This window comes from Oscillibacter valericigenes, assembly GCF_021531915.1.
Lineage (GTDB): Bacteria > Bacillota > Clostridia > Oscillospirales > Oscillospiraceae > Oscillibacter > Oscillibacter valericigenes_A.
Genome location: NZ_JAFBIV010000013.1, coordinates 24,557 through 47,262, shown reverse-complemented (window position 1 = coordinate 47,262; position 22,706 = coordinate 24,557). Strand labels below are relative to the sequence as shown.

Genomic DNA, 22,706 nt, shown 5'->3' with positions numbered 1-22,706 from the left:
GACGACTTTTTAATATCCACAGTAGTTTTTATATAGCTCCACATGGTCGTAAATGGCCCGCCATGCACTGTACGCATTGCCGGTGACGCAGATGAATTCTCTGCCTGCGCTGTCCTCGCCCCAGCTGGCGGCGCAGGAGCCGGACTGGACCACGAAGCCCGTCTTGGCACCCACGGCCCGGACAGCCTGCTCCGTGTCGTGATCTTCGATCTTCCGCAGGAACCAGTTGGAGAGGACCTGGCCTTCCGGATGCTGCTCCGTGGGGGTGGTCTCATAGGTGTGAGCGGACAGAACCTCCCGGCACAGTTCATTGTCCATAGCAGCGCTTAAGATGATCGCCATGTCCCGGACGGTGCAGTGGTGGTCAGGGTCGTACAGCCCCACGCAGTTGGTGAAGTGGGCCGTTTCAGAAAGCCCCAGTTCCTCCAGCTTTGCGTTCATCAGCTCCACAAAGGCCTCCTGGGACCCGGCCACATAGGTGGCAAGCCCCAGAGCCGCGTCGGCGCCGGAGGAGAGAATGGTGCCGTACAGCAGTTCCCGCACCGTGGCCGTTTCGCCCACATCGTAACCCACCACACTGCAGTCGTTGACGTAGCAGTAGTCCGTGATATCAATGGTGATGGTGACGGTGTCCTCCAGGCTTTTTAGGTTTTCAGCCGCCACCAGCAGAGTCAGGATCTTGGTCATGGAGGCAGGGCTGATAACCGTCTCGGAACTTTTTTCCGCCAGGATTCTGCCGCTGGCTCGGTCTACCACCACGGCGTAGGCGCTAGGAAGGGTATCGTCCAGTTGGACGGTGTCCGCCGTGGCGGAAATGGTGTAGACAACGGGCTCCTCCGGTTCCTCCTGGACATCCGGCATCACGGCAGGGGCCACAGCGGGGGCCTCGGGCGCAGACTCCTCCTTGGGATGCTGGGCGTTTCGCAGGAGAAAGACCGCCAGAATGACGGCCAGAAGAAGAAAGGGAGCGGTTTGAAGAAGCAGGCGTCGGCGACGGGCCTGCTGTTTCTTTTTCCGGGCTGCAGCACGCTGGGCCCGGCGACGGGCCCGTTCCTCGTCGCTGAGGATAGGTTCGTATGAATGGTCCATGAAGGGCTCCTTGTTTGGAATGGTGTACCTATTATAACAGAGACCTGCGCGGATTGCATCAGGAATCTCAGAAATTTTGAAAAAGTGGGAAGAAACGACTGTCAGGCCAAGGTATGGCCGCATAGCCTGAAAATGAAATCAGCAATGGAGGAGACGGCTATGGCACAGGTGACAAACTTTTTTGTGGGCGCCAACAGCGGCGAGGGCTTCCAGAACCTCTTTGGGGAAATCCTGGAACTGGAAGATACATACGATTTTATGGTATTGAAAGGTGGCCCCGGGGTGGGGAAGAATACTTTTATGCGGGAGATCGGCCGCACCATGGAGCAGGCGGGGGCAAAGGTGGAGTATCTGTGGTGTTCCGGCGACCCGGATTCCCTGGACGGCGTGGTGCTGCCGGAACTGAAATGCGCCATCGCGGACGGCACCAGTCCCCATGTGATTGAGCCCAAGTATCCGGCGGCGGTGGACCGGTATGTGGATCTGGGGCGGTTTTACGACCTGATGGCAGCCAAACGAGATGCGGAGGCGGTGAAGGCCCACACCCACGAATATCAGGCAGCCTACGCACGGGCCTATCGCTGCCTGAAAGCGGCGCGGCAGGTGGAGTTAGACACCGTTGCGGCGGCAGGGAAGACCTTTGGCGGGGACCGGATGGACCGACGGGTGGAGGGTATCCTCCAGCGGGAACTGCGAGCCAAAGGCCGGGAGCAGGGTAGGACCACGAAGCGGTTTCTGGGCAGTATCACCCACAAGGGGTATCTCTGGCGGTTTGACAGTGTGGATACGCTGTGTTCCAAGGTTTACGAGTTCACGGACAGCTGGGAGCTGGCAGGGGAGAGTCTGGCCCGGCTCCACCGGGTGGCGGTGGACAACGGCTGGGATACCATCGCCTGCATGGCGCCAGAGGACCCGTCCCGTATGGAGCACCTGCTGGTGCCGGGACTGGAGCTGGCCTTCGTCACCTCCCGGCCGGGGATGGACTACGGGAAAAAGCCATTCCGCCGCATCCGGTTGGACGCCATGGCAGACCCGGAGGGCAAGGCCCGCTTGCGGTTCCAGACCCGGATGACAGCATTGCTGCGGCAGGAGGCGGTGGTGTCCCTGAAGGACGCCAAGGCCAGTCACGACAAGCTGGAGGCAGTCTACAATCCCTATGTGGACTTTGAGGGTGTCCGGGCTCTGGCGGCCATGGAGGCAGGGCGGCTTCTGAGCTGGATGGGATAAGAACATATTGAGATTTGAAACGGGGAGGGGAAGAAGTCCTCTCCCCGTTTTTCCGTTCCAAGGGAGAAAAGCGGGGATATCCAAACAATGAGCAAAACGGCGGAGACATCAGGGACAGGGTGTGATATGATGGACGCAGCGAAGAAAAGGAGAACCATCCATGACAAAGGAAGAAGTTCTGAAAACCTATTTCGGCTATGATGGGTTCCGGGGCGGCCAGGGCCGGCCGATACGGCAGGGCGTTCCTGACGGAGATCGCCGCTTTTGAGGAGTGATCCGCATCACAGCAAGTCAAATCAAGCGGAAACACGCCGATTCCTTTATAATAGTGCTGAAAGGAGGGAACTGAGATGTACGAATGGGAGCAGCAGATCCAGAGCATCGTGGATGAGATCGACCGCTGCATCAAGGCACGGGATGACGAGGCGCTGACACTGCGGGCACTTTCCGGCAGACTGGGATACTCCGAGTTTTACACCACACGGAAATTCAGGGAAATATCGGGAATGCCGCTGCGGGATTACCTGCGCAGCCGGAGACTCGCCTTTGCCTTGAAGGAAGTGCGGGACAGCGAAAAGAGCTTTCTGGACATTGCACTTGACTATGGCTTTTCCTCCCACGAGGCGTTTACCCGGGCCTTCAAAGACGCCTACGGCGTTACGCCCAGTGCATACCGGAAGGAACCGAAGCCTGTCGTCCTTCGTACAAAGCTCAACCCCTTTGACCGCTATTTTTTAGGATGGGGAGAGATCGGCATGGTAAGCTCCACAGATGGCATCAATATTTATTTCATCACCATCCCGGCGCACAAATTCCTGTATGTTGAGAACCGGGAGAGCAACGGATACTGGGATTTCTGGCAGAAGCAGAATCTTATCCCGGGACAGGACTATGAGACAGTCTGCGGCCTGCTGGACAGCATCAAGGGCAAGCTGGACGATACCGGCGGCAGCGAGGTCAACTGCGGCAGCGGCCAGATCATGGCCTACCGAAACGACCCGGAGGGCAGGCTCTGCGACTGGGGCATTCCCCGCACGGAGTGCTGGGGTGTCCGGCTCCCGGCGGATTACTGGGGAGAGGTGCCGGCTCCGCTGCGGCTGATGGAGGTCCCCGAGGGGGAGTATATCGTCTTTGAGCACGGGCCCTTTGACTATGAGCAGGAGAACCGCACCGTGGAGGAGAAGATCGAACGGGCCATGGCAGGCTTTGATTATTCCGATACCGGTTATTGCCTGGATACGACTCCCGGCAGACTTATGTACTTTTATTATGATCCCAAGCAGTATTTCAAGTATATCCGGCCTGTTTTTCCAACAAAAGGTTGACAGTTCCAATCCGAAATGATAAAATAATCGCACAACCGCATATGCGTCCGGTAGGTAAGGCTACCGCAGGGATATGGATCGCTGCCGCAAAGTGATGGAGACATCACGCGATGGTTTGAACAGGGCTTGTCGAAAGCAAGGCATGACCTAATGCGATTTCACCGCCCGGCGGAGCTAAAGCTCGAACGGTGGCAGCTGAACAGTCGTGTCAGGCACGCGTCCACCATTCGGGGACGCGTGCTTTTTTTGCGGTGGATTTTTTGAAAAAGTGAGGTGAACAGGATGGACGCCGGCAGTCGAAGGCCAGACAGATCAGAAAGCCCTGACCGGAGCAGCCGTCAGGACAGACGACACGGCGTCTGTCCCGGTTAGGCGCGCTTTGTCCGGCCTCCCTGTCCATTGGAGCAAATGCTCACAAGGAAACGAGGAGGTAAGACCTATGAAAAAGACGTTTGATGAGATCCGTGAAAACATCCCCGTCACCGGGGACACCGTGGCCGCTATTATGCGGCAGCCAGTGGTGCTGCCGCCGGACTTCCGGGTGAATGAGGCCATCGAGCGCATCCGGCAGGTGGGACTGCCGGATGCTCAGATGAACCACTGCTATGTGGTGGATGAGGAATACACCCTGTTGGGGCTGGTGAGCCTGCGGGCGCTTCTGACGACCCGGGGCGGCGTTCATTTGAAGGACGCCATGTCCCATCCCTTTATCACCCTCCAGCCGGAGGATGACCAGGAACTGGCGGCCCAGCTGATGCAGGAGTACGACCTGCTGGAGCTGCCGGTGGTGGACGGAGACAACTGCCTGGTGGGCGTCGTCACGGCCGACGATGCCATGGAGGTCCTGCAGGAGGAGGCCACGGAGGATATGGAGCGGATGGCGGCCATGATGCCGTCGGAGACACCCTATCTGGAAAGCCCTGTGGTGCGGGTGTTCCTCAGCCGTATCCCCTGGCTGCTGTTGCTGATGATCTCCGCTGCCTTCACCGGCGGCATCATCGCCCATTTTGAGGACGCCCTGGCGGCTCAGGTGGCCCTGACGGCCTTTATCCCCATGCTGATGGATACCGGCGGCAACTGCGGCAGTCAGTCCTCCGTGACCGTGATCCGGGGACTTTCTCTGGGTGAGCTCAGCTTTTCCAACTGGCCCCGGGTGCTGTGGAAGGAGCTGCGGACGGGGGCCCTGTGCGCCCTGGTCTTGGCGGTGGTGAACTATCTGCGGCTGCTGGTGTTCAGCGGTGTGGGACAGGGGGTGGCGGCCACCGTCAGCCTGACCCTGGCGGTCACCGTGGTGCTGGCGGACCTGATCGGCTGTTCTCTGCCCATTCTGGCACGGCGGCTGGGCTTTGACCCGGCGGTGATGGCCAGCCCCTTTATCACCACTCTGGTGGACGCAGTCTCCCTGCTGACCTATTTCCGGCTGGCCTCCTGGCTGCTGGGACTGTGACACTTTACGAAGGGTTCCTTCTGTGGTATCATGGCAGCAGAATGAAACAGGAGGGACCTTCCCATGAAACTTGCCATCAAGACCTGCACCCTGGACATGCCTTTTGAGGAGATGCTGGATTTCTGCGTGGAGCAGGGGGTCCGTGCCGTGGAGATCGGCACCGGAAACTGGTCCGGCGCACCCCATATCGATCTGGACGAGATGGTGTCCTCCGAAGCAGCCCGGCAGCGGTGGATGGACCAGTTGCGGCGGCGGAACATCGAACTCTGTGCCCTGAACTGCTCCGGCAACCCCCTGGCCTATGAAAAAGAGTGGGAGGCCACGGAAAAGACCTTCCGTCTGGCGGAGCAGTTGGGGGTAGAAAAGATCGTTATGATGAGCGGTCTGCCCGCGGGGTGCCCCGGCGACAGGACTCCGGTGTGGGTCACCACCTCCTGGCCTCCGGAGACCCAGGACATCCTGGATTACCAGTGGAATGAGGTGGCCATCCCCAAGTGGCGTGAGCTGGTGCGGATGGCGGAAAACTGCGGCATCCGCCGCATTGCCCTGGAGAACCACGCCATGCAGTTGGTATATAATCCGGAGACGCTGCTGCGCCTGCGGGAGGCCGTGGGCCCCATGGTAGGCATGAACCTGGACCCCTCCCATCTCTTCTGGATGGGCGGTGACCCCATGGAAGCCGCCCGGGTGCTGGGAGAGGAGGATGCCATCTACCACATCCACGGCAAGGATTCCCGACCGGAGCGCCGGATGTGCGGTCCCAACGGCATGCTGGACACCAAGCCCATCGACCAGTTTCGCCAGCGGGCCTGGAACTATGTGGCCGTGGGGGCCGGCCACGGTGCCCAGTGGTGGAAGGAGTTTTTCTCCGTGGTCCGTATGTGCGGCTATGACGGAGACGTGTCCCTGGAGATGGAGGACCTGACCCTGCCAATGCTGGAGGGCCACATCAGCTCCCTGCGGACACTGAAAGAGGCACTGGTGCTCTGAAAGAACAAAAGGACATGGCGTTCAGCCATGTCCTTTTGTTCTTCTATCACAGAAGTGTTGTGTCCAGCGCCGTGATGGGGATGACCGGAGAGGGCGGGCCGTCATGGGAGCCGATCTCCTTGTGCATCCAGATCATGTCGTACCACTTGTCGAACTTATAGCCGCACTTGGGAAATTTAGCGGTGAGCTCGTAGCCCATGTGGGCGTGGAAGTGCATGCTGTTGTTGGTCAGGTGGGTGTCCTCATGGTCCGTGTAGGCGATGCAGGCATACATACTCAGAATATTCTGGGATTTCAGCAGTTCTTCCAGCCTGTCGTGGAGCAGGCGGCCATAGCCCTGGCCGGGGTGACCCTGCTTGACGTAGATGGAGGTCTCCACCGCCCAGTCATAGGCGGCGCGGGCCTTAAAGGGGGAGGCGTAGGCATATCCCATCAACCCCTCTTCCGTTTCCGCCACCAGATAGGGGTAGCGGCGCAGACGGTCCTCCATGGTATTCCGGAACTCCTCCAGGGTGGGGGGCTCATAGTTGAAGGCAACGGCAGTCTCCAGAACATAGGGACGGAAGATCTCCAGCAGTTCCTCGGCGTCCTGGGGCCGGGCCAGTCTGATCTTGCAGTTCATGGACATCATGTGTTCCTCCGGTGGTGTCAGGCCTTTATAGATCGACCACAGTGACCTCGTGGCCGGTGTGGGGCAGGAAAACGTTCAGCAGGTCGGCGGTTTTGATGCGGAGGCTGCCGTCGTTTTTGCAGGGGTGGCAGCCGAACCACTCCGCCTCATAGACCTCCCGGTCCATCAGCAGACGGACCCGGTGGCCGGTGTCATTCATCAGTCCCAGCACGCTGGCGGAGCCGGGGGTGCAGCCCAGCAGTTCCTCCATGGCCTCGGGGGAGGCAAAGGACAGGCGGGCGGAGCCGATCTGGTGGCTCAGGTCTTTGGTGTGGAAGGGCTTGTCCTCCGGCATGGTCAGCAGATAGAAATCTGTTTTCTGCCGGTTGCAGAGAAACAGGTTCTTGCAGATACGGATGCCCAGCGCATCGCTGATGGCGGCGCAGGCTTCCATGGTGTCGGCAGGGTCATGCTCCACTCGCTGATAGGGGATGCGGAGCTGGTCCAGCAGGGCGAAGGAGGCCATCTCCACCGGGCAGCGGCCGCCGGCAGGAGCGGCAGTAAAGATGCCGGAGATCTCCATGGTGTCAATCCTCCTTCAGCAGCTTTTCACCGGCCCGGTAGATATCACCGGCGCCCACGGTGAGGATCAGGTCGCCGGGCCGGGCGATCTTCCGCAGCTGGTCTGCCACCTTGTCCAGGGTGGAGCAGTAGACGGAGCCGGGGATGTTGCGGCACAGATCGGCGGAGGAAATGCCCAGGGTGTTCTGCTCCCGGGCGGCGTAGATCTCCGCCAGGATGGCCACATCCGCCAGCTTCAGTTCCTCCACAAAATGCTCGAACAGCTTGGCGGTGCGGGTGTAGGTATGAGGCTGGAAGGCCACGATCACCCGCTCATAGCCCAGGTTCTTGGCGGTGGTCAACAGGGCGTGAAGCTCGTCGGGGTGGTGGGCGTAGTCATCGTAGACCTCGGCGCCGTGATAGGCACCCTTGTGCTCAAAGCGGCGGCCCGCCCCGGTGAAGGAGGCCAGACCCTCCTCCACGGCGCTGCCGGGGATGCCCAGCACGTAGGCGGCAGAGGCGGCGGCCAGGGCGTTGAGGATGTTGTGGTGTCCGTAGACGTGAAGGGTCACATGGGCGTACTTCTCGCCATGCACCATGATGTCAAAGGAGGGGGCACCGTCCACATCCGTCAGACCAGCGGCAGTGCAGTCAGCGGGATGGTCCAGGCCAAAGGTGAACACCGGGCGCTCCAGACCCACCGCGGAGTCCACGGCGCCCTGGTTGTCAGCGTTGACGATGACATGTCCGGAGGGGGGGACCAACTCCGCGAAGCGGTGGAAGGAATGTTCAATATCGTTCAGGTCCTTGAAGAAGTCCAGATGGTCTTCCTCCACGTTCAGAATGACCGCCACGGTTGGATAGAAGCTCAGGAAGCTGTTGCAGTATTCGCAGGACTCCAGAATGATGGTGTCCCCGTGGCCCACCCGGTAGCCGGAGTGGAGCAGGGGCAGGGTGCCGCCGATCATCACCGTGGGGTCGGCCTGGGCGGCCATGAAGATGTGGGTGCACATGGAAGTAGTGGTGGTTTTTCCGTGGGTTCCGGAGACACACAAGGCGTTTGGATAATGCTGCATAAGGGCGCCCCAGGCCTGGGCCCGCTCATAGACGGGGATACCCCGGGCCACGGCCCCGGCGATCTCGGGATTGCTGTCGTGGACGGCGGCGGTGCGGACCACAAAGTCGCAGTCCCCCAGGTTGTCCGCGTTATGACCGATGGCCACGGGGATGCCCAGGGACCGCAGATGCTTGACGGTGTCACTGTCAGTCATGTCTGAACCCTGGACCTGCAGGCCTTTGCCGTGCAGGACCTCCGCCAGGGGGCACATAGACACGCCGCCGATGCCCACCAGATGGACCCGTTTGCCGGGTACCAGATAGTCACGAATGGGATTGGGATTGTTCATCATGGAAACTGGTCGTCCTTTCAAAAACGCCTTTGCCACATAAAAGGGAAAAAAGCGTTGCATAATCTTCAAAAGCACTTTATTATATTACACGAAACAAGGAAATGCAACCGAAATGAGGGCGAAAACATGGCGGAAATACCGGAATATGTGAAAAAAGTCCTGGAGACCCTGGAGGCGGCGGGCCATGAGGCCTGGTGCGTTGGAGGCTGCGTGCGGGATACCCTGCTGGGCCGGGTGCCGGAGGACTGGGACGTGACCACCAGCGCCATGCCGGAGGAGACCATGGCGGCCTTTGGCCAGCACGCCTTCCCCACGGGGCTGCAGCACGGCACGGTCACGGTCCGGGCGGACCATAACAGCGTGGAGGTGACCACCTACCGGGTAGACGGCACTTACCATGACCATAGGCGGCCGGACTCCGTCACCTTTACCCGCTCTCTGGAGGAGGACCTGCAGCGGCGGGACTTCACCGCCAACGCCATAGCCATGAGCCTCCGGGGAGAACTGCGGGACCCCTTCGGGGGGCAGGAGGACCTGAGAAACGGCGTTCTCCGCTGCGTGGGGTACCCGGACCAGCGGTTTCAGGAAGACGCCCTGCGCATTCTGCGGGGGCTGCGGTTTGCGGCGGTCCTGGGATTTGCAATTGACCCGGCAACAGGGGAGAGCATCCATAGAAATAAGGAACTGCTGGGGGAGATCGCCGCGGAGCGCATCCAGGTGGAACTGCTGAAGCTGCTGGCTGGGCAGAATGCGGCGGAGGTGCTGCGGCAGTACCCGGATGTAGTGGGGGTGTTCTGGCCGGAGGTGCTGCCCATGGTGGGCTTCGACCAGAAAAATGTTCATCATTGCTACGATGTCTGGGAGCACACCCTCCACGCAGTGGCGGCGGTGCCGGGAGACCCGGTACTGCGGTGCGCAGCCCTGCTGCACGATATCGGCAAGCCAAATTGCTTTACAGTGGATGAAAAGGGCGTGGGGCATTTTTACGGACACAGCGCCATCAGCCGGGAGCTGGCGGACCGGATGCTGCGGCGCCTGAAGTGCTCTACGGAGTTCCGGGAAACCGTGGTGCGGCTGGTGGACTGGCACGATCGGGACATTCCACGGACGGACAAGGCCATCCGCCGGGCTCTGGGCAAACTGGGGGAACGGGACCTGCGGCGGCTGCTTGCCCTAAAGCGGGCGGATAATCTGGCCCAGGCACCGGAATTCCATGACCGCCAGCGAGAGCTGGACAAGGGAGAGACTATCATGGAGAAGCTGTTGGCGGAGGATGCCTGCTTTTCCCTGAAACAGCTTGCTGTTAATGGGAAAGACTTAACAGAATTTGGCCTCTCTGGGCCGGTGGTGGGGCAGGTTTTGAAGAAGCTGCTGGACGCGGTGGTGGATGGGGACTTGCCCAACGACCGGAAGGAACTGCTGTCATCGGTGTCACGATTTGTAACAGATTTGTAGTTTTTGACAGGACCGTGGCTGGTATACTGAGGTCAGCTTAAAAGTGAGGTGGCTTCTATGAAAAAATGGATAGGTATGGCGTTGGCCATGTGCCTGCTGCTGACGGCCTGCGGGGGAAAGACGGCACAGGCACCTGAACAGGAGGAACCTGTGGTCACCGAGGAAGAACCCGCACAGCCGCAGCAACAGCCTGAAACGCCGGAAGAGCCAGTGTATGCGGACTGGCAGGTGGCCTATGCTGCCTTTTTGATGGACTTGGCAGGGCAGGTGAGGACCCTGCGTGACACGAACCGCCCGGACTACGACCCCAATACCGTTGCTCTGGAGATCGGGGAGGTCAGCGGCACCTATGTGCTCTACGACATCGACAAGGATGGCGTGCCGGAGCTGCTGCTCCGCTACGGACTGGGCGAGGCCGGATATCACACCACGGTCTATGGATACCGGGACGGCACGGCGGTGGAGATCGGGGACGTGCCCACCGGCCACACCAGCCTGTACACCTGGCCGGAGGAGAACGCCGTTGCGCTGAATTGGGGCCACATGGGTGGACATTTCGTGAAGAAACTCAGCATCGTGGATGGGAAGCCAGAGGAAACCATGTTCTTTGAGGAGGACAACTTCAACGACCCGGAGAAGCCTTACTCTGCCATGACAGACATTGTACCGGGCAGCATGTACCTGCGGGAGACTCGCACTCTGGTGGAGCTGCCGGAGTTGGCGGCGATGATCCTGCTCATCTATAACTACGGTCAGGATCGGACAGCGGCGGAAATCGACCCGGAGCGGGATGCCGCGGCAAAAAAAGCTATCGAAAATGTACTGCAAAACGGCGGAGCGTTCTACGGCGTCACGGCGGATGGCTTCGGCGGCGACACCGGCTGGACTACTTTAGAGGCATACCTCCAGCCCGGCGGCGCGACGGAATACGCGGACCTTCCCTTGGAAATGACGGAGCAGGCATGGCTGGACTTCAACGGTGACGGCCGGCGGGAGGCCTTTCTGACAGTCCGGAACGCAGAGGGCGACCGCTTTTTAGACACGAAATACGTGATTTTCAGTGAGCAGGAGGGAACGGTATATGCCTACTGCCTGAATTACAAGGAGAACTATGAACTGGATGGGATCATCTTCCGCAGTGAGCTGATGGAGGATGCCTTCGGCGTATCTTTCGACAAAGAGCAATGCTATCAGTACGGAGTGGAGTGAGCGCGGTCATGGACCAATTATGGAGCCTGTATCATTCGGAAATCCCGGAATTTTTGCGGGAATTCGCGGCCACGCCGCCTATGCAGCGGCTGAAACAGGTGGGGATGAACTGCGGGTGTGAATACACCCGCTTTCCTCGTTTTGTGGAGATCGGACCCTATTCCCGCTATGATCACAGCCTGGGCGTAGCCCTGATCGTCTGGCACTTCACGGGAAGCGTGGAGCAGAGCCTGGCGGGGCTGTTCCACGACGTGACCACCCCGGTATTTGCCCATGTGGTGGATTTCCTCAATGGGGACCACCTGCGGCAGGAATCCACGGAGGCGGGGGTGGCGGAGTGCCTTGCCGCGTCGCCGGAGGTGACAGAACTGCTTGAGAAATACCGGGTGACGCCGGGAGACATTTCAGATTACCACCGCTATCCCATGGCGGACAATGACAGTCCTGCCCTGTCGGCGGACCGGCTGGAGTACAGCCTGGGGAACCTGCTGAACTACGGCTTCGCGGATATGGAGTGTGTTGTGGCCATGTACCGTGATCTGACTGTGGGGCGGGATGAACAGGGGCGGCCGGAGCTGGTGTTCCGCACACCGGAGATCGCCGCCGCCTTTGCGGAAGGCGCTATGCGGAATTCCCGGGTCTATGTGGCGGATGAGGACCGCTTCGCCATGCAGTCCCTGGCGGACCTCCTGAGGGTGGGGCTGGAGCGGGGAGCAGTCACGCAGAAGGACCTCTGGACCACGGAGCCTGCCGTTATTGCGCTGCTGGAGCGGGACCCGGTCTGCGGTCCCCTGTGGCGGAGGTTCTGCGGGTATTCCCGCATCCTTCGCAGCTGGGAAACACCGAAAGCGGGGGAGTGGGTCCGGGTGAACGCCAAGAAGCGGTACATCGACCCGCTGGCCTCCGGCCTGGGGCGGGTCTCCCGGTGGGAGAACACCTTCTGCCGGGAACTGGAAGAGTTCAAATTGTTGGATTTTTCCAATTGGATTAGCGCTGAATGAGCAGAACCGGGGATTGCCTGCAAGGATTCTCTGTGGTATAGTGAAAATATCATTTGCAGAAGAACGGCGGTTTCCGTCGTATACATGTAGTTTGAATGGGAAAGTAGGTACAGCGATGAACGAACAGTGGATCAAAACTTACCGGTCTGAGATCGGGAGCTTTCAGGAGACCATCAGCGCCTTCCAGAAGGGCGATATCGAAAAGAAAGATTACAAGGGCATCTCAGGCGGTATGGGCAGCTATGCCCAACGGGATGCCTCCAAACACATGCTGCGGCTGCGGATGCCTGGTGGCCGCCTGACGGTGGAGCGCTTGGGCTTCCTGGCGGACACCGTGGCAAAGTACGGCGTGCACCGTATGAAGCTCACTACCTGCGAGACCGTACAGCTCCATGACCTGCCGGCGGAGCAGGTGGCACCCATCATGGAGGGCGCCATTGGCGTGGGCATCTACTGCCGGGGAGGCGGCGGAGACAATCCCCGCAATGTTATGAGCAGCCCCCTGTCCGGGGTTCAGCAGGGTGAGGCGTTTGACGTGCAGCCCTATGCGGAGGCGGCTACCGAGTATCTGCTGTCTATCTGCCGGGACATCAAAATGCCCCGCAAGCTGAAAATTGCCTTCTGCAACGGCGTGGACGACTGCGTCCACAGCGCCTTCCGGGACATGGGCTTCCTGGCGAAGCCTGATGGAACGTTCGACCTGTCCATCGCCGGCGGCCTGGGCAACAATCACCGCATGGGCGTACCTGTGGCGGAGGGAATTGCGCCGCAGGATGTGCTGTACTATATCCGGGCCATGATCGACACCTTCTGTGCCCACGGCAACTATGAGAACCGGGCAAAGGCCCGCACCCGCTATCTGCAGGAGACTCTGGGAGCTGATGGCCTGAAGGCGGTATTCCTGGCCAACGTGGAGAAGCGGAAGGCCGAGGGCGGCCTGGACCTTGCGGTGGAGCCTGTTGCGGTTGACAAGTCCGGAGACGGCGAACTGACGGATGCACGCGCCATTCCCCAGAAACAGGCGGGCCTGTACGCTGTGGCGTACCACCCCATCGGCGGTGTTCTGCCGGTGGAGAAGCCCGCCCAGCTGTACGCACTTTTGAAGGACATGCCCGGAACGGAATGTCGTGTGGCTCCCAATGAGACGCTGTACATCATCAATCTGACGGCGGCGGAGGCGAAGAAGGTCCTGGCCGCCACGGAGGACGGCGCCAGGACGGCCTTTGAGCACAGCGTGGCCTGCATCGGCGCCTCTATCTGCCAGCAGGGCGTGCGGGACAGCCAGAGCCTGCTGCGGGCGGCGGTCCAGGCCGTGCGGGAGGCGGGCCTCTCCGACGGCGCACTGCCGAAGATCGTCATCTCCGGCTGTCCCTCCAGCTGCGCCGCCCATCAGGCGGGCGCTATGGGCTTCCAGGGCTGCGTCAAGCCCGTGGACGGCAAGCCTCAGCCGGCCTTCAAGCTGTTCCTGGGCGGCGATGATACCCTGGGCGGCGCCCGGTTCGGCGAGCCTGTGGCCACCATTCTGGAAAAGGATATCCCCGCACTGCTGGTGGAGCTGGGCCGTGCCGCAGCGGAGCAGGGATGGGACCGCTGGTCCGCGGAGCACGCCGCGGAGCGGGAGGCCATCATTGCCCGTTTTGCGTGAGGAAAAGAAAAATTAAAAAAATTGCCGAAAGGTGTTGACAAAGTGGGACCCAACTGCTATACTATCGAATGTTCCGGTTCGGGGGTATAGCTCAGCTGGGAGAGCGCTTGACTGGCAGTCAAGAGGTCAGCGGTTCGATCCCGCTTATCTCCACCAATAAAAAAGCGACGGCTGTTGCCGTCGCTTTTTTACACAGCAATGATACTGAGAGGAGCTGACACTATGGTGATCCACGAGTCCGCAGAGGATTATCTGGAGAGCATTTTGGTTTTGCAGGAGCAGTACGGCCAGGTTCACTCCATTGATATTGTCAATCACCTGGGATTCTCCAAGCCCAGCGTCAGCATTGCCATGAAGAAACTGCGGGAGAACGGATACATCTCCATGGCGCCCGACGGCAGCATTACTCTGAACGACAGCGGTCTGGAAATTGCCAGACGGGTCTATGGGCGCCATCAGATCATCACCCGGCTGTTTACGTTACTGGGGGTCTCCCAGGAGCAGGCGGCAGTGGACGCCTGCAAGGTGGAGCATGATCTGAGCGCGGAGACCTTTGCCCGCATCTGTGACTATGTACAGGAGCGGGAGAACAGCGAAAAGTGAAAACCAGGCAAATATGAACGCCGCCGCAGGGCTTGCCTGCGGCGGCGTTTTTTCGGATGACGCAATACGATGCGACGGAGTTGGACAGGGGGATTTTATCCGCATATCAGTCCGGTCGATGCCGGATTATTCCTGCTCTGCCAGCTTCTGGTAGGACTCATAGCGGGCCTTGGCCTGCTGCTCCGCCTCTGCAAACAGCTCCTTGGCGTTCTCGGGGAAGGTCTTGTGCAGGGAGTTGTAGCGTACCTCGCCCTCCAGGAACTCCTGATAGCCCATGGTGGGCGCCTTGGAGTCCAGGGTGAAGGGATGGTCCTTCTTGGCGGGGTTGTAGCGGTACAGGGGCCAGTAGCCGGCATCTACCGCCCGCTTCATCTCCGCCTGGACCTGGTCCATACCGGCCTTGATGCCGTGGTTGATGCAGGGGGCGTAGGCGATGATCAGGGAGGGGCCGGGATAGGCCTCGGCTTCGGTGATAGCCTTCAGCAGCTGGTTGGGGTCCGCGCCCATGGCAACGGAGGCCACATAGCAGTTGCCGTAAGCCATCATCATCTTGCCCAGGTCCTTTTTGCCGGTTTTCTTGCCGGCGGCCTGGAACTGGGCCACGGCGCCCAGGGGCGTTGCCTTGCTGCTCTGGCCGCCGGTGTTGGAGTAGACCTCGGTATCCACCACCATGATGTTGATGTCCTCGCCCATGGCGATGACATGGTCCAGACCGCCGAAGCCGATGTCGTAGGCCCAGCCGTCGCCGCCGTACATCCACACGGGCTGCTTGGCCAGGTGCTCCGGATGGCGCAAGATCAGGGTCTTCAAGTCGCCTGCCCGGCCGGTGAGGGGGGTGGCTTCCAGGGCGGCGTACAGTCTCTCCGAGGTGGGCATAGAGGCGTTGACATCCGCAAAGGTATCCAGCCATTCATCGATGGGTTCCTCAAGCTCCGGGACCAGGCCACGCAGCTCTTCGATCCAGACCCGGGCCTTGTTGCGCTGCTGCTTCACGGAGAGGTACATGCCCAGGCAGAACTCGGCGTTGTTCTCAAAGAGGGAGTTGGACCAGGCGGGACCACGGCCCTCTTTGCTGACGGTGTAGGGAATGGAGGGCATGGCGGCACCCCATGCCTGAGAGCAGCCGGTGGCGTTGGCCCAGTACATCCGGTCGCCGTAGAGCTGGGTCAGCAGCTTGGCATAGGGGGTCTCGCCGCAGCCGGCGCAGGCGCCGGAGAATTCGCACAGAGGCTGGCGGAACTGGCTGCCCTTCACCGTCTCGGCCTTGAAGGCCTTCTTGTCGGTGATGGTCAGGCCATATTCCCAGGCGGGGGTCAGGGAGAGCTCACTGGTGACGGGCTCCATCCGCAGGGCCTTGCCGCTCATGGGACAGGAGGCCACGCAGCTGCCGCAGCCGGTGCAGTCCATGTCACTGATCTGCAGGGAGAACTGGTATTCCTTGGCGCCCTTGGCGGGTACTGTTACGAAGCCATCGGGGGCTTTCTCCACCTCCTGATCATCCAGCAGGTAGGGCCGGATGACGGCGTGGGGGCAGACGAAGGAACAGCGGTTGCACTGGATGCAGGCGGTGCTGTCCCACACAGGAAGCCGGGTGGCAATGCCGCGCTTCTCATAGGCGGTGGTGCCCAGAGGCATGGTGCCGCCCTCATAGCCGATGAAGGTGGAGACGGGCAGGTCATCGCCCTTCAGCGCGTTGCAGGGACGCAGAATGTTGCGGATGAAGTCGGGCTCGCTGACGTTTACCGCCTTGGGGGCATCAACGGCGTCCTTCCAGCTCTCCGGGATAGAGACCTCCACCACGTGGTCCACGCCCTGGTCGATGGCCGCCAGGTTCATCTGAACCACCTTTTCGCCCTTCTTGCCGAAGGACTTCTCCGCGGCCTTCTTCATGTAGGTGACGGCTTCCTCAATGGGGATGATGTCCGCCAGGCGGAAGAAGGCCGCCTGCAGCACCATGCTGGCGTGGTCACCCAGGCCCAGCTCCCGGGCGATGGCGTTGGCGTCGATGATGTACAGCTTGGCGTGCTTCTCCGCCAGGACCCGCTTGACGGCGGCGGGCAACTCCTTGTCAAGTTCCTCCGGTGTCCAGCGGCAGTTCAGCAGGAAGGTGCCGCCGCTCTTCAGCTCGGAGACGATGTCGTATTTATCCAGGAAGGACTGGTTGTGGCAGGCCACAAAGTCCGCCTCCTTCACCAGATAGGAGGAGAGAATGGGCTCCTCGCCGAAGCGCAGATGGCTCCGGGTGATGCCGAAGGACTTCTTAGTGTCGTACTCGAAGTACGCCTGGGTGTACATATCGGTGTTGTTGCCGATGATCTTGATGGAGTTCTTGTTGGCGCCCACGGTGCCGTCGCTGCCCAGACCCCAGAACTTGCAGCTGACCATCTTCTTGTGGGTCAGGGGCAGGCTGCCGCCCACGGGCAGGGAGCGGTGAGTCACGTCATCCTCAATGCCCACGGTGAAGCCGGAGAAGGGCTCGTCGCCCAGCAGGTGGTCGAACACAGCCTTGATCTGGGAGGGAGTGGTGTCCTTGGAGGAGAGGCCATAGCGGCCGCCGCAGATGTAGGGAGCGTCCTGCCGGTTAGCGTAGGCGGCGCAGACAGCCAGATACAGGGGGTCGCCGGCCGCGCCCATTTCCTTGCAGCGGTCCAGGACGGCGATCTTCTTCACCGTCTTGGGCAGGGCGGCCCGGAAATGCTCCTTGGAGAACGGATTGAACAGATGGACCTGGAGATAGCCAACCTTCTCACCCAGCGCGTTCAGATAGGCGACGGTCTCCCGGGCGGTGCCGCTGACGGAGCCCATGGCCACGATGACCCGCTCCGCGTCGGGGGCACCGTAGTAGTTGAACAGGTGGTAATCCTCGCCGGTGACGGCGTTGATCTGCTGCATGTAATCTTCCACGATGTCGGGCAAACCGTCATAGAACCGGTTGTTGGCCTCCCGGAACTGGAAGTAGACGTCCGGGTTCTGGACGGTGTTCCGCAGGGAGGGATGATAGGGGTTCAGGGCGGATTCCCGGAAGCTGCGGACAGCCCCCCAGTCCAGCATCTTGCCGAATTCCTCGTAGGGGATGGCACGGATCTTCTGGATCTCATGGGAGGTCCGGAAGCCGTCGAAGAAATGGATGAAGGGGATGCGGCTCTTGATGGCCGACAGATGGGCCACGCCTGCCAGGTCCATGACCTCCTGCACGCTGCCGGTGGACAGCATAGCAAAGCCCGTTTGGCGGCAGTTCATCACGTCGCTGTGGTCACCGAAGATGGACATGGCGTGGGTGCCCACGGTACGGGAGGCCACATGGAGCACAGCGGGCTGACGGGTTCCGCTGATGCGGTGCATCACCGGGATCATCAGCATCAGGCCCTGGGAGGAGGTGAAGGAGGTAGCCAGAGAACCGGCCTCCAGCGCTCCGTGGACTGCGCCGATGGCACCGGCCTCGGACTGCATCTCCACCAGGTTCACTGGCTGGGTGAACAGATTTTTCCGCCCGTTGGCGGACCACTCATCCGTTTTCTCCGCCATAGGAGAGGAGGGAGTGATGGGGTAAATGGCGGCGACCTCCGTAAACGCGTAGGCCACATACGCCGCGGCTTCGTTTCCGTCCGCAACCATGATCGTTTTTTTTCGCATTGTTCATTGACCCCTTTCTTCATCGGATTATTCATGCAGAGCAGTGCAGATATATCTAAACAAATTGTAATAATATCTGAACGGATTGTCAATGCATACGTCATCATACAACTGACAAAAAAATAGACAACTTGTTGTGCAGATAGACCATGTTGTTTTTTTGATGTGAAGATGGTATAATACGAAAAAGGTTGAAAAGCGGAGATGGAGCGCGACATGGAAAGCTCGGAGATGTTCAACAATTTGTGTGAGATCGCGAAAATGATCTCGGAGACCTTTGGCTATCATTGTGAAACGGTGATCCATGACTGCGAACACTATGAGGATTTTATCGCGGCCATCTACAACGGGCATGTGTCCGGCCGCAAAAAAGGGGACTGTGTATACATCACAGGGGACCCTGTTCCGGAAGACGCGTTCCAGAATATTGACCCGGGCACGAACTATATGAACTGCCAGGTGGTGACAACCGGCGGAAAGACCATCAAATCCTCCACCATCTACTTCAAGAGCGAAACGTATCACTATGGCCTGGGCATCAATTTCGATATCTCCCAGTATGTGGGTATGCAGGACGCACTGGATAAACTGATCTCTACCTCTACAAAACTGGAGGAGGAGCTATACTCCCGCCAGAGCATCAACCAGATCATGAACGAGTGCATCGGCAGCGTGGGAATTCCGGTGGAGAAAATGGGGAAGTACGACCGCATGCGGATCATCGGAATGCTCCGGGAGCGGAACGTTTTTCAGATGCAGAAGGCGGTCCCCTATGTGGCCGACCGGCTGAAGATTTCCCGCTTTACCGTGTATAATTATCTGAAGGAATTGGAAGCGCAGGACTGACCGGCAGGGGCCTGTACAGGGAGATCCGGCGCATCTGCCGTGTCTCTTTCGGAATGTGCCGAAGGATGCTGTATTTTACTTGAATGATTTGAAAACCACCTGATACGCTGTGGGAAGGAGGGGAGTACCATATCGATTGCTTATGGCATCATCTGCGCTGTGTCTCTGGCGCTGGTGATTGCCTTTCCGTGGATGGACCGCAGAAAGAACCGTTGGCTGTTCGCGCTGTTTGTCTCCGTTTTTGTCTGCGAGCTGGGCTACTTCCTGACTTCCATCTCCAAAACTCTGGAAATCGCCCTGATGGCCTATCGCATCTCTTACCTGGGCAATGTTTTTCTGCCCTTTTTCATGCTGATGATGCTTCTGGCGCTCAACGGTCTGCGCTATCCAAAGGCGTTGCCGGGTGTTCTGGTCGTTGTGAGTACCCTGATGCTGCTGTTGGCTGCCAGCGGCGGCTGGTCCACACTGTTTTATAAGGAGGTTGCTCTGGACTTTGCGGACGGCACGGCCCAGCTGGTCCGGGAATACGGTCCGCTGCACGGTCTGTATGGCTGCTACCTGTATGCCTATTTCGCCGCCATGGTGGGACTGGTCCTCTATGCCGCCGTCAAACGGCGGACATGCTCCGTTTCTCACACGATTTTCCTGGCTGTGGCGGCACTGGGGAACATCTCCATCTGGATGGTGGAGAAGCTAATCCCCCGAAGCTTTGAATTCCTCGCCATCTCTTATGTGCTGACGGCGCTGATGCTGCTGCTTCTGGACAATGTGGCGCTGAGCGGCGAAAGCCAGCCCGCTCCGGTGGTTCTTCCCACCACGGAGGGGGCCGGCGAAGGGCCCATCCACTCCTTTGCCCCGGAGCAGATCGACGCCATTTTTGCCGCCTGGCCCATGGTCTCTTCCCTCTCCGGACGGGAGCAGGAGGTACTGCGGCTCATCCTGGCCAACCGTAAACGCAGGGACATTGCCCAGGAACTGTTTGTCACCGAACACACCATCAAGAAACACACCGCAGGCATTTTCAAAAAGCTGTCCGTCTCCAGCCGTGCGGAGCTCTATGAGATCGTCAGACAATATTGCTGAGAGCCGCCTCCGGTGAGGCGGCTTTTTTGTCCGCTTTTATGAGGGGGTAGCCCAAAAGGTAGCCCTGTTTTTGCCAGAAGTAGCCCTGTTTGCATCCGGAGTCTAATAGTCTCTCCCGCCGCCGGTGTCTATAATAAAGATGGTATTATTTGCACTTTGGTAGGAAGGGAGGTCTTCTGTACCGGAACTGTCTCATCCGTTTCCGGCACGGAAGGAGAGTATGATGGAAAAACGGAGACCCGTACAGTTTTCAGTCCTGATTACATCGACCTACAATCATACCTGGCAGGGGGTCGTGGAGGCCGGCGGCAAGTCCTGTTTCTTTCAAAGTGAGATACAGATGCTGAAATGGTTGTGGCAGCAGTACCCTGTACTGATGCCGGACGGTCCTGACCAACCGGATATTCCGCAGAAAGGCATCTGATTCTTTGTGTGGTACGGATGCCAGGACATTTATCCCCGTTTCAGGGAGCAGAAAGCTATTATGAAGCGCATTTTGAAGTATGTGCTTTTTTGCGCCTCCTTTGCCATTTCGAACGGATATATCTCTGCTGGATAGAGTCAAAACCTCCGCAAAGCCGGAGGCTTGAATTAGCCCTATAATGCGTCTATGAAGAAGTATCTGGATGAGGACGTATTCAAGACGCTGGAGGACACCCTGATTTATATTGAACGCACGCAATCTGACGGCAAGGTGCGCCACGGCCTCATTGGCATGGTGGATCTGGATCAGTACGATTTCACCCCCGGTTCCGGTGCATTGATCCGTGCCACTGAGGGAACGGTGCTGTCCCGTATGCCGTTCAATGTAACACCGGATTTGGTATATGATGCTATGATAGAAGCAGATCGACAAGGTAAGAAATATCGAGAAAAGTGCTTTTTATAAGATGTGCATCTAGTGTAAGAATGAAAATGCGCCTTAAGATTTAGATCATGGATGACTACCAGCACAGCAATGTTATGGTCATGGGCGCAGTGTCGGATGAGGTCCATGGACTCATACTGGTTCCGAAGATCCAGACTGCTGGTTGGTTCATCCAGAAGCAGCAGCTTGGGCTCCTGGGCAATAGCTCGTGCCAGAATCACTTTCTGTTGTTCGCCGCCAGAGAGTTGGTCCACATACCGCAGACGACACTCCTCCATGCCCACGGCCCGAAGGGCGTGTTCCGCCTCATCGTAGTCAACGGCGGAGGGCCCCCATTTCATGTGGGGCTTGCGGCCCAGCAGCACGGCGTCAAACACGGTAGAGCGGGCCAGCTCATTTTTCTGGGCCACATAGGCGACCTGCAAGGCCAGCTGGTTTCGTGAGAGCCGAGAGACGGGGATGCCGTCAATGACGACACTAACGTGGTGAAGGTGACGGGTGAGGAGATCATCGTAAAAGAACCCAAGACCGCCGCGGGCGACCGCTATGTGTACTTCTCCCCGGAGATGGGGAGCCTGCTGAAGGAGTACCGAAAGGAATGTGACTGGGAGGCGGAGGCCTACGAGAACCGAACGCTGACGGAGGACGATTATGTGTTCCGCCGCCACGGCCTTAAACTGCCCATGACGCCCAATTCCTTCACCTGGCGGATGAAGCTGATCCTGAAGAAGAACGGCCTGCCGGAGAAGCTGAACGTCCACTCCCTGCGGCATACCAACGCCAGCCTGCTTATTGTCAACGGCACGGATGTGGCCACGGTGGCGGGCCTGCTGGGCCACAGCCAGCCGTCCACTACGCTGGACATCTATACCCATGCGTTCGATAAGAACAAAAAAGCGGCAAGCGAAGTATTGCAGAAGGGTCTGGAGATTTGATAAAGATAGACTTGTGTTGCAATGTGAAATTGCAGTACAAAAGCCACAGAAAACTCCCTTGTAGATGATCGTTCTACAAGGGAGTTTTCATAGACTTAAAATTGGATCAATCACAGTTCCTCGGCCTTGAAGATCGTATAACCCTCATAGTAGTAGCTGTGGTCGATACCTTTCATATACACTTCAAGGCTGTCAATTTCGTCTGTAAGTGCATTTTTCAGGATGTGCTTGATTTCTGTATCCCGGATAGGACTGCGCTCCATGGCCAGCAGATAGTCCTCCTTATCCACGCGGCTCCAGTCTACCACCTGGTGCAGCTCGGTTTTCAGCAGCAGATCCAGCCAGATGCGTGTGCTGCGCCCATTGCCTTCACGGAAGGGGTGGGCGATGTTCATCTCCACGTACTTCTCAATGATCTCATCAAAAGTGGACTGCGGCATCTTTTCAATATTCGTAAGCGCTGCTTCCAGGTACATCACCGGAGCAAAACGGAAGTTGCCCTTGGCGATATTAACTGTGCGGAGTTCGCCGGCAAAGTCGTAAATCTCCTCAAAGAGGTACTTGTGGATGGCTCGCAGGGAGGAGAAGGTTCCGGCCTCCAGCTGATTCAGCAGGCCCTTCTCAAAAAGCTCGACAGCTTTCTTTTTGCTGATTCGCTCTTCTTCACGGGCGAGATCAGCAGAGGATGTGAGTCCCAGTTTATTCTCAAGAGCCATGGCGAAACCTCCCTTGCCTAAATTAAAACAAAAGGCACTTACTTTCGCAAGTGC

The 22,706-nt window shown here is 58.9% G+C and carries 20 protein-coding genes, 1 tRNA gene, 1 pseudogene and 1 riboswitch; of the genes and pseudogenes, 15 read left to right on the top strand and 7 right to left on the bottom strand.

Annotated features, from left to right (window positions below):
• Positions 1-9 precede the first annotated feature (9 nt).
• Positions 10-1,089, bottom strand: a complete 1,080-nt coding sequence (locus JQM66_RS09325; protein WP_235229604.1) for a D-alanyl-D-alanine carboxypeptidase family protein — start codon at positions 1,087-1,089, stop codon at positions 10-12.
• 159 nt (positions 1,090-1,248) lie between these two features.
• Between JQM66_RS09325 and JQM66_RS09320 the strand changes: the two genes are divergently transcribed.
• The 4 genes from JQM66_RS09320 (at position 1,249) to JQM66_RS09305 (ending at position 6,078) form a co-directional block, all read left to right on the top strand.
• A complete protein-coding gene (locus JQM66_RS09320) occupies positions 1,249-2,316 on the top strand; it encodes a hypothetical protein (RefSeq protein WP_235229603.1) in 1,068 nt (355 codons plus the stop codon).
• Between the two features lie 350 nt (positions 2,317-2,666).
• Complete coding sequence (locus JQM66_RS09315) at positions 2,667-3,641, top strand: helix-turn-helix transcriptional regulator (protein WP_235229602.1); 975 nt, start codon at positions 2,667-2,669, stop codon at positions 3,639-3,641.
• A 39-nt stretch (positions 3,642-3,680) separates the two neighbouring features.
• A riboswitch (M-box (ykoK) riboswitch) is annotated at positions 3,681-3,841 on the top strand.
• 239 nt (positions 3,842-4,080) lie between these two features.
• Positions 4,081-5,088, top strand: a complete 1,008-nt coding sequence (gene mgtE, locus JQM66_RS09310) for a magnesium transporter (protein WP_235229601.1) — start codon at positions 4,081-4,083, stop codon at positions 5,086-5,088.
• A gap of 63 nt (positions 5,089-5,151) precedes the next feature.
• Entirely contained in the window at positions 5,152-6,078 is a 927-nt protein-coding gene (locus JQM66_RS09305; protein ID WP_235229600.1) for a sugar phosphate isomerase/epimerase family protein, read from the top strand.
• Positions 6,079-6,124: 46 nt separating this feature from the next.
• Here JQM66_RS09305 and JQM66_RS09300 read toward each other — a convergent pair whose 3' ends face one another.
• The 3 genes from JQM66_RS09300 to murC are packed head-to-tail and all read right to left on the bottom strand — an operon-like array spanning position 6,125 to position 8,658.
• Positions 6,125-6,709 carry a GNAT family N-acetyltransferase gene (locus JQM66_RS09300; RefSeq protein ID WP_328284131.1) on the bottom strand — a complete coding sequence of 195 codons (585 nt, stop codon included), beginning with the start codon at positions 6,707-6,709 and terminating at the stop codon, positions 6,125-6,127.
• Between the two features lie 25 nt (positions 6,710-6,734).
• A complete protein-coding gene (locus tag JQM66_RS09295; RefSeq protein ID WP_235229599.1) occupies positions 6,735-7,271 on the bottom strand; it encodes a prolyl-tRNA synthetase associated domain-containing protein in 537 nt (178 codons plus the stop codon).
• Between the two features lie 4 nt (positions 7,272-7,275).
• Entirely contained in the window at positions 7,276-8,658 is a 1,383-nt protein-coding gene (gene murC / locus JQM66_RS09290) for a UDP-N-acetylmuramate--L-alanine ligase (RefSeq protein ID WP_235229598.1), read from the bottom strand.
• Positions 8,659-8,784: 126 nt separating this feature from the next.
• On the opposite strand from murC, the gene JQM66_RS09285 reads away from it, so the two are divergent.
• The 6 genes from JQM66_RS09285 (at position 8,785) to JQM66_RS09260 (ending at position 14,571) form a co-directional block, all read left to right on the top strand.
• Entirely contained in the window at positions 8,785-10,113 is a 1,329-nt protein-coding gene (locus JQM66_RS09285) for a CCA tRNA nucleotidyltransferase (RefSeq protein ID WP_235229597.1), read from the top strand.
• Between the two features lie 57 nt (positions 10,114-10,170).
• Positions 10,171-11,322 (top strand): hypothetical protein, encoded by a 1,152-nt coding sequence (locus JQM66_RS09280; protein ID WP_235229596.1) that lies wholly within the window; start codon positions 10,171-10,173, stop codon positions 11,320-11,322.
• An 8-nt stretch (positions 11,323-11,330) separates the two neighbouring features.
• Positions 11,331-12,323 carry a hypothetical protein gene (locus tag JQM66_RS09275; RefSeq protein WP_235229595.1) on the top strand — a complete coding sequence of 331 codons (993 nt, stop codon included), beginning with the start codon at positions 11,331-11,333 and terminating at the stop codon, positions 12,321-12,323.
• 115 nt (positions 12,324-12,438) lie between these two features.
• Positions 12,439-13,968, top strand: coding sequence for a nitrite/sulfite reductase (locus tag JQM66_RS09270; RefSeq protein ID WP_235229594.1), 1,530 nt, complete (start codon positions 12,439-12,441; stop codon positions 13,966-13,968).
• 80 nt (positions 13,969-14,048) lie between these two features.
• Positions 14,049-14,124, top strand: a tRNA-Ala gene (locus tag JQM66_RS09265).
• Positions 14,125-14,190: 66 nt separating this feature from the next.
• Positions 14,191-14,571, top strand: a complete 381-nt coding sequence (locus JQM66_RS09260) for a metal-dependent transcriptional regulator (RefSeq protein WP_235229593.1) — start codon at positions 14,191-14,193, stop codon at positions 14,569-14,571.
• A 126-nt stretch (positions 14,572-14,697) separates the two neighbouring features.
• On the opposite strand, the gene nifJ is transcribed toward JQM66_RS09260, so the two are convergent.
• Complete coding sequence (gene nifJ, locus JQM66_RS09255; RefSeq protein ID WP_235229592.1) at positions 14,698-18,204, bottom strand: pyruvate:ferredoxin (flavodoxin) oxidoreductase; 3,507 nt, start codon at positions 18,202-18,204, stop codon at positions 14,698-14,700.
• A gap of 216 nt (positions 18,205-18,420) precedes the next feature.
• Here nifJ and JQM66_RS09250 point away from each other — a divergent pair, with 216 nt between their 5' ends.
• The 4 genes from JQM66_RS09250 (at position 18,421) to JQM66_RS09235 (ending at position 21,022) form a co-directional block, all read left to right on the top strand.
• On the top strand, positions 18,421-19,050 hold the full coding sequence (locus JQM66_RS09250) for a helix-turn-helix transcriptional regulator (RefSeq protein WP_235229591.1): 630 nt from the start codon (positions 18,421-18,423) through the stop codon (positions 19,048-19,050).
• A 159-nt stretch (positions 19,051-19,209) separates the two neighbouring features.
• Complete coding sequence (locus JQM66_RS09245; protein WP_328284130.1) at positions 19,210-20,133, top strand: histidine kinase N-terminal 7TM domain-containing protein; 924 nt, start codon at positions 19,210-19,212, stop codon at positions 20,131-20,133.
• Between the two features lie 223 nt (positions 20,134-20,356).
• On the top strand, positions 20,357-20,557 hold the full coding sequence (locus JQM66_RS09240) for a hypothetical protein (RefSeq protein ID WP_235229589.1): 201 nt from the start codon (positions 20,357-20,359) through the stop codon (positions 20,555-20,557).
• A gap of 186 nt (positions 20,558-20,743) precedes the next feature.
• Positions 20,744-21,022 (top strand): DUF1015 family protein, encoded by a 279-nt coding sequence (locus tag JQM66_RS09235; RefSeq protein ID WP_235229588.1) that lies wholly within the window; start codon positions 20,744-20,746, stop codon positions 21,020-21,022.
• A gap of 197 nt (positions 21,023-21,219) precedes the next feature.
• Here the strand turns inward: JQM66_RS09235 and JQM66_RS12810 are convergent.
• A pseudogene (locus JQM66_RS12810) lies at positions 21,220-21,426 on the bottom strand (ABC transporter ATP-binding protein); the annotation flags it as partial.
• Between the two features lie 57 nt (positions 21,427-21,483).
• Here JQM66_RS12810 and JQM66_RS09225 point away from each other — a divergent pair.
• Positions 21,484-21,936: a tyrosine-type recombinase/integrase gene (locus JQM66_RS09225; protein ID WP_235229586.1), complete on the top strand. Its 453-nt coding sequence runs from the start codon at positions 21,484-21,486 to the stop codon at positions 21,934-21,936.
• 110 nt (positions 21,937-22,046) lie between these two features.
• On the opposite strand, the gene fic is transcribed toward JQM66_RS09225, so the two are convergent.
• Complete coding sequence (gene fic / locus JQM66_RS09220) at positions 22,047-22,652, bottom strand: protein adenylyltransferase Fic (protein WP_235229585.1); 606 nt, start codon at positions 22,650-22,652, stop codon at positions 22,047-22,049.
• Between the last annotated feature and the right edge of the window lie 54 nt (positions 22,653-22,706).

What these genes read in the sequence shown, in the direction of transcription:
- JQM66_RS09295 (WP_235229599.1), bottom strand. Translation starts at nt 7,271, where the DNA reads ATGGAGATCTCCGGCATCTTTACTGCCGCTCCTGCCGGCGGCCGCTGC.
- JQM66_RS09280 (WP_235229596.1), top strand. Translation starts at nt 10,171, where the DNA reads ATGAAAAAATGGATAGGTATGGCGTTGGCCATGTGCCTGCTGCTGACG.
- JQM66_RS09260 (WP_235229593.1), top strand. Translation starts at nt 14,191, where the DNA reads ATGGTGATCCACGAGTCCGCAGAGGATTATCTGGAGAGCATTTTGGTT.
- fic (WP_235229585.1), bottom strand. Translation starts at nt 22,652, where the DNA reads ATGGCTCTTGAGAATAAACTGGGACTCACATCCTCTGCTGATCTCGCC.
- JQM66_RS09325 (WP_235229604.1), bottom strand. Translation starts at nt 1,089, where the DNA reads ATGGACCATTCATACGAACCTATCCTCAGCGACGAGGAACGGGCCCGT.
- JQM66_RS09235 (WP_235229588.1), top strand. Translation starts at nt 20,744, where the DNA reads ATGAAGAAGTATCTGGATGAGGACGTATTCAAGACGCTGGAGGACACC.
- JQM66_RS09320 (WP_235229603.1), top strand. Translation starts at nt 1,249, where the DNA reads ATGGCACAGGTGACAAACTTTTTTGTGGGCGCCAACAGCGGCGAGGGC.
- JQM66_RS09270 (WP_235229594.1), top strand. Translation starts at nt 12,439, where the DNA reads ATGAACGAACAGTGGATCAAAACTTACCGGTCTGAGATCGGGAGCTTT.
- JQM66_RS09305 (WP_235229600.1), top strand. Translation starts at nt 5,152, where the DNA reads ATGAAACTTGCCATCAAGACCTGCACCCTGGACATGCCTTTTGAGGAG.
- JQM66_RS09300 (WP_328284131.1), bottom strand. Translation starts at nt 6,709, where the DNA reads ATGATGTCCATGAACTGCAAGATCAGACTGGCCCGGCCCCAGGACGCC.
- nifJ (WP_235229592.1), bottom strand. Translation starts at nt 18,204, where the DNA reads ATGCGAAAAAAAACGATCATGGTTGCGGACGGAAACGAAGCCGCGGCG.
- JQM66_RS09285 (WP_235229597.1), top strand. Translation starts at nt 8,785, where the DNA reads ATGGCGGAAATACCGGAATATGTGAAAAAAGTCCTGGAGACCCTGGAG.
- murC (WP_235229598.1), bottom strand. Translation starts at nt 8,658, where the DNA reads ATGATGAACAATCCCAATCCCATTCGTGACTATCTGGTACCCGGCAAA.
- JQM66_RS09315 (WP_235229602.1), top strand. Translation starts at nt 2,667, where the DNA reads ATGTACGAATGGGAGCAGCAGATCCAGAGCATCGTGGATGAGATCGAC.
- JQM66_RS09275 (WP_235229595.1), top strand. Translation starts at nt 11,331, where the DNA reads ATGGACCAATTATGGAGCCTGTATCATTCGGAAATCCCGGAATTTTTG.
- JQM66_RS09250 (WP_235229591.1), top strand. Translation starts at nt 18,421, where the DNA reads ATGGAAAGCTCGGAGATGTTCAACAATTTGTGTGAGATCGCGAAAATG.
- mgtE (WP_235229601.1), top strand. Translation starts at nt 4,081, where the DNA reads ATGAAAAAGACGTTTGATGAGATCCGTGAAAACATCCCCGTCACCGGG.
- JQM66_RS09240 (WP_235229589.1), top strand. Translation starts at nt 20,357, where the DNA reads ATGGAAAAACGGAGACCCGTACAGTTTTCAGTCCTGATTACATCGACC.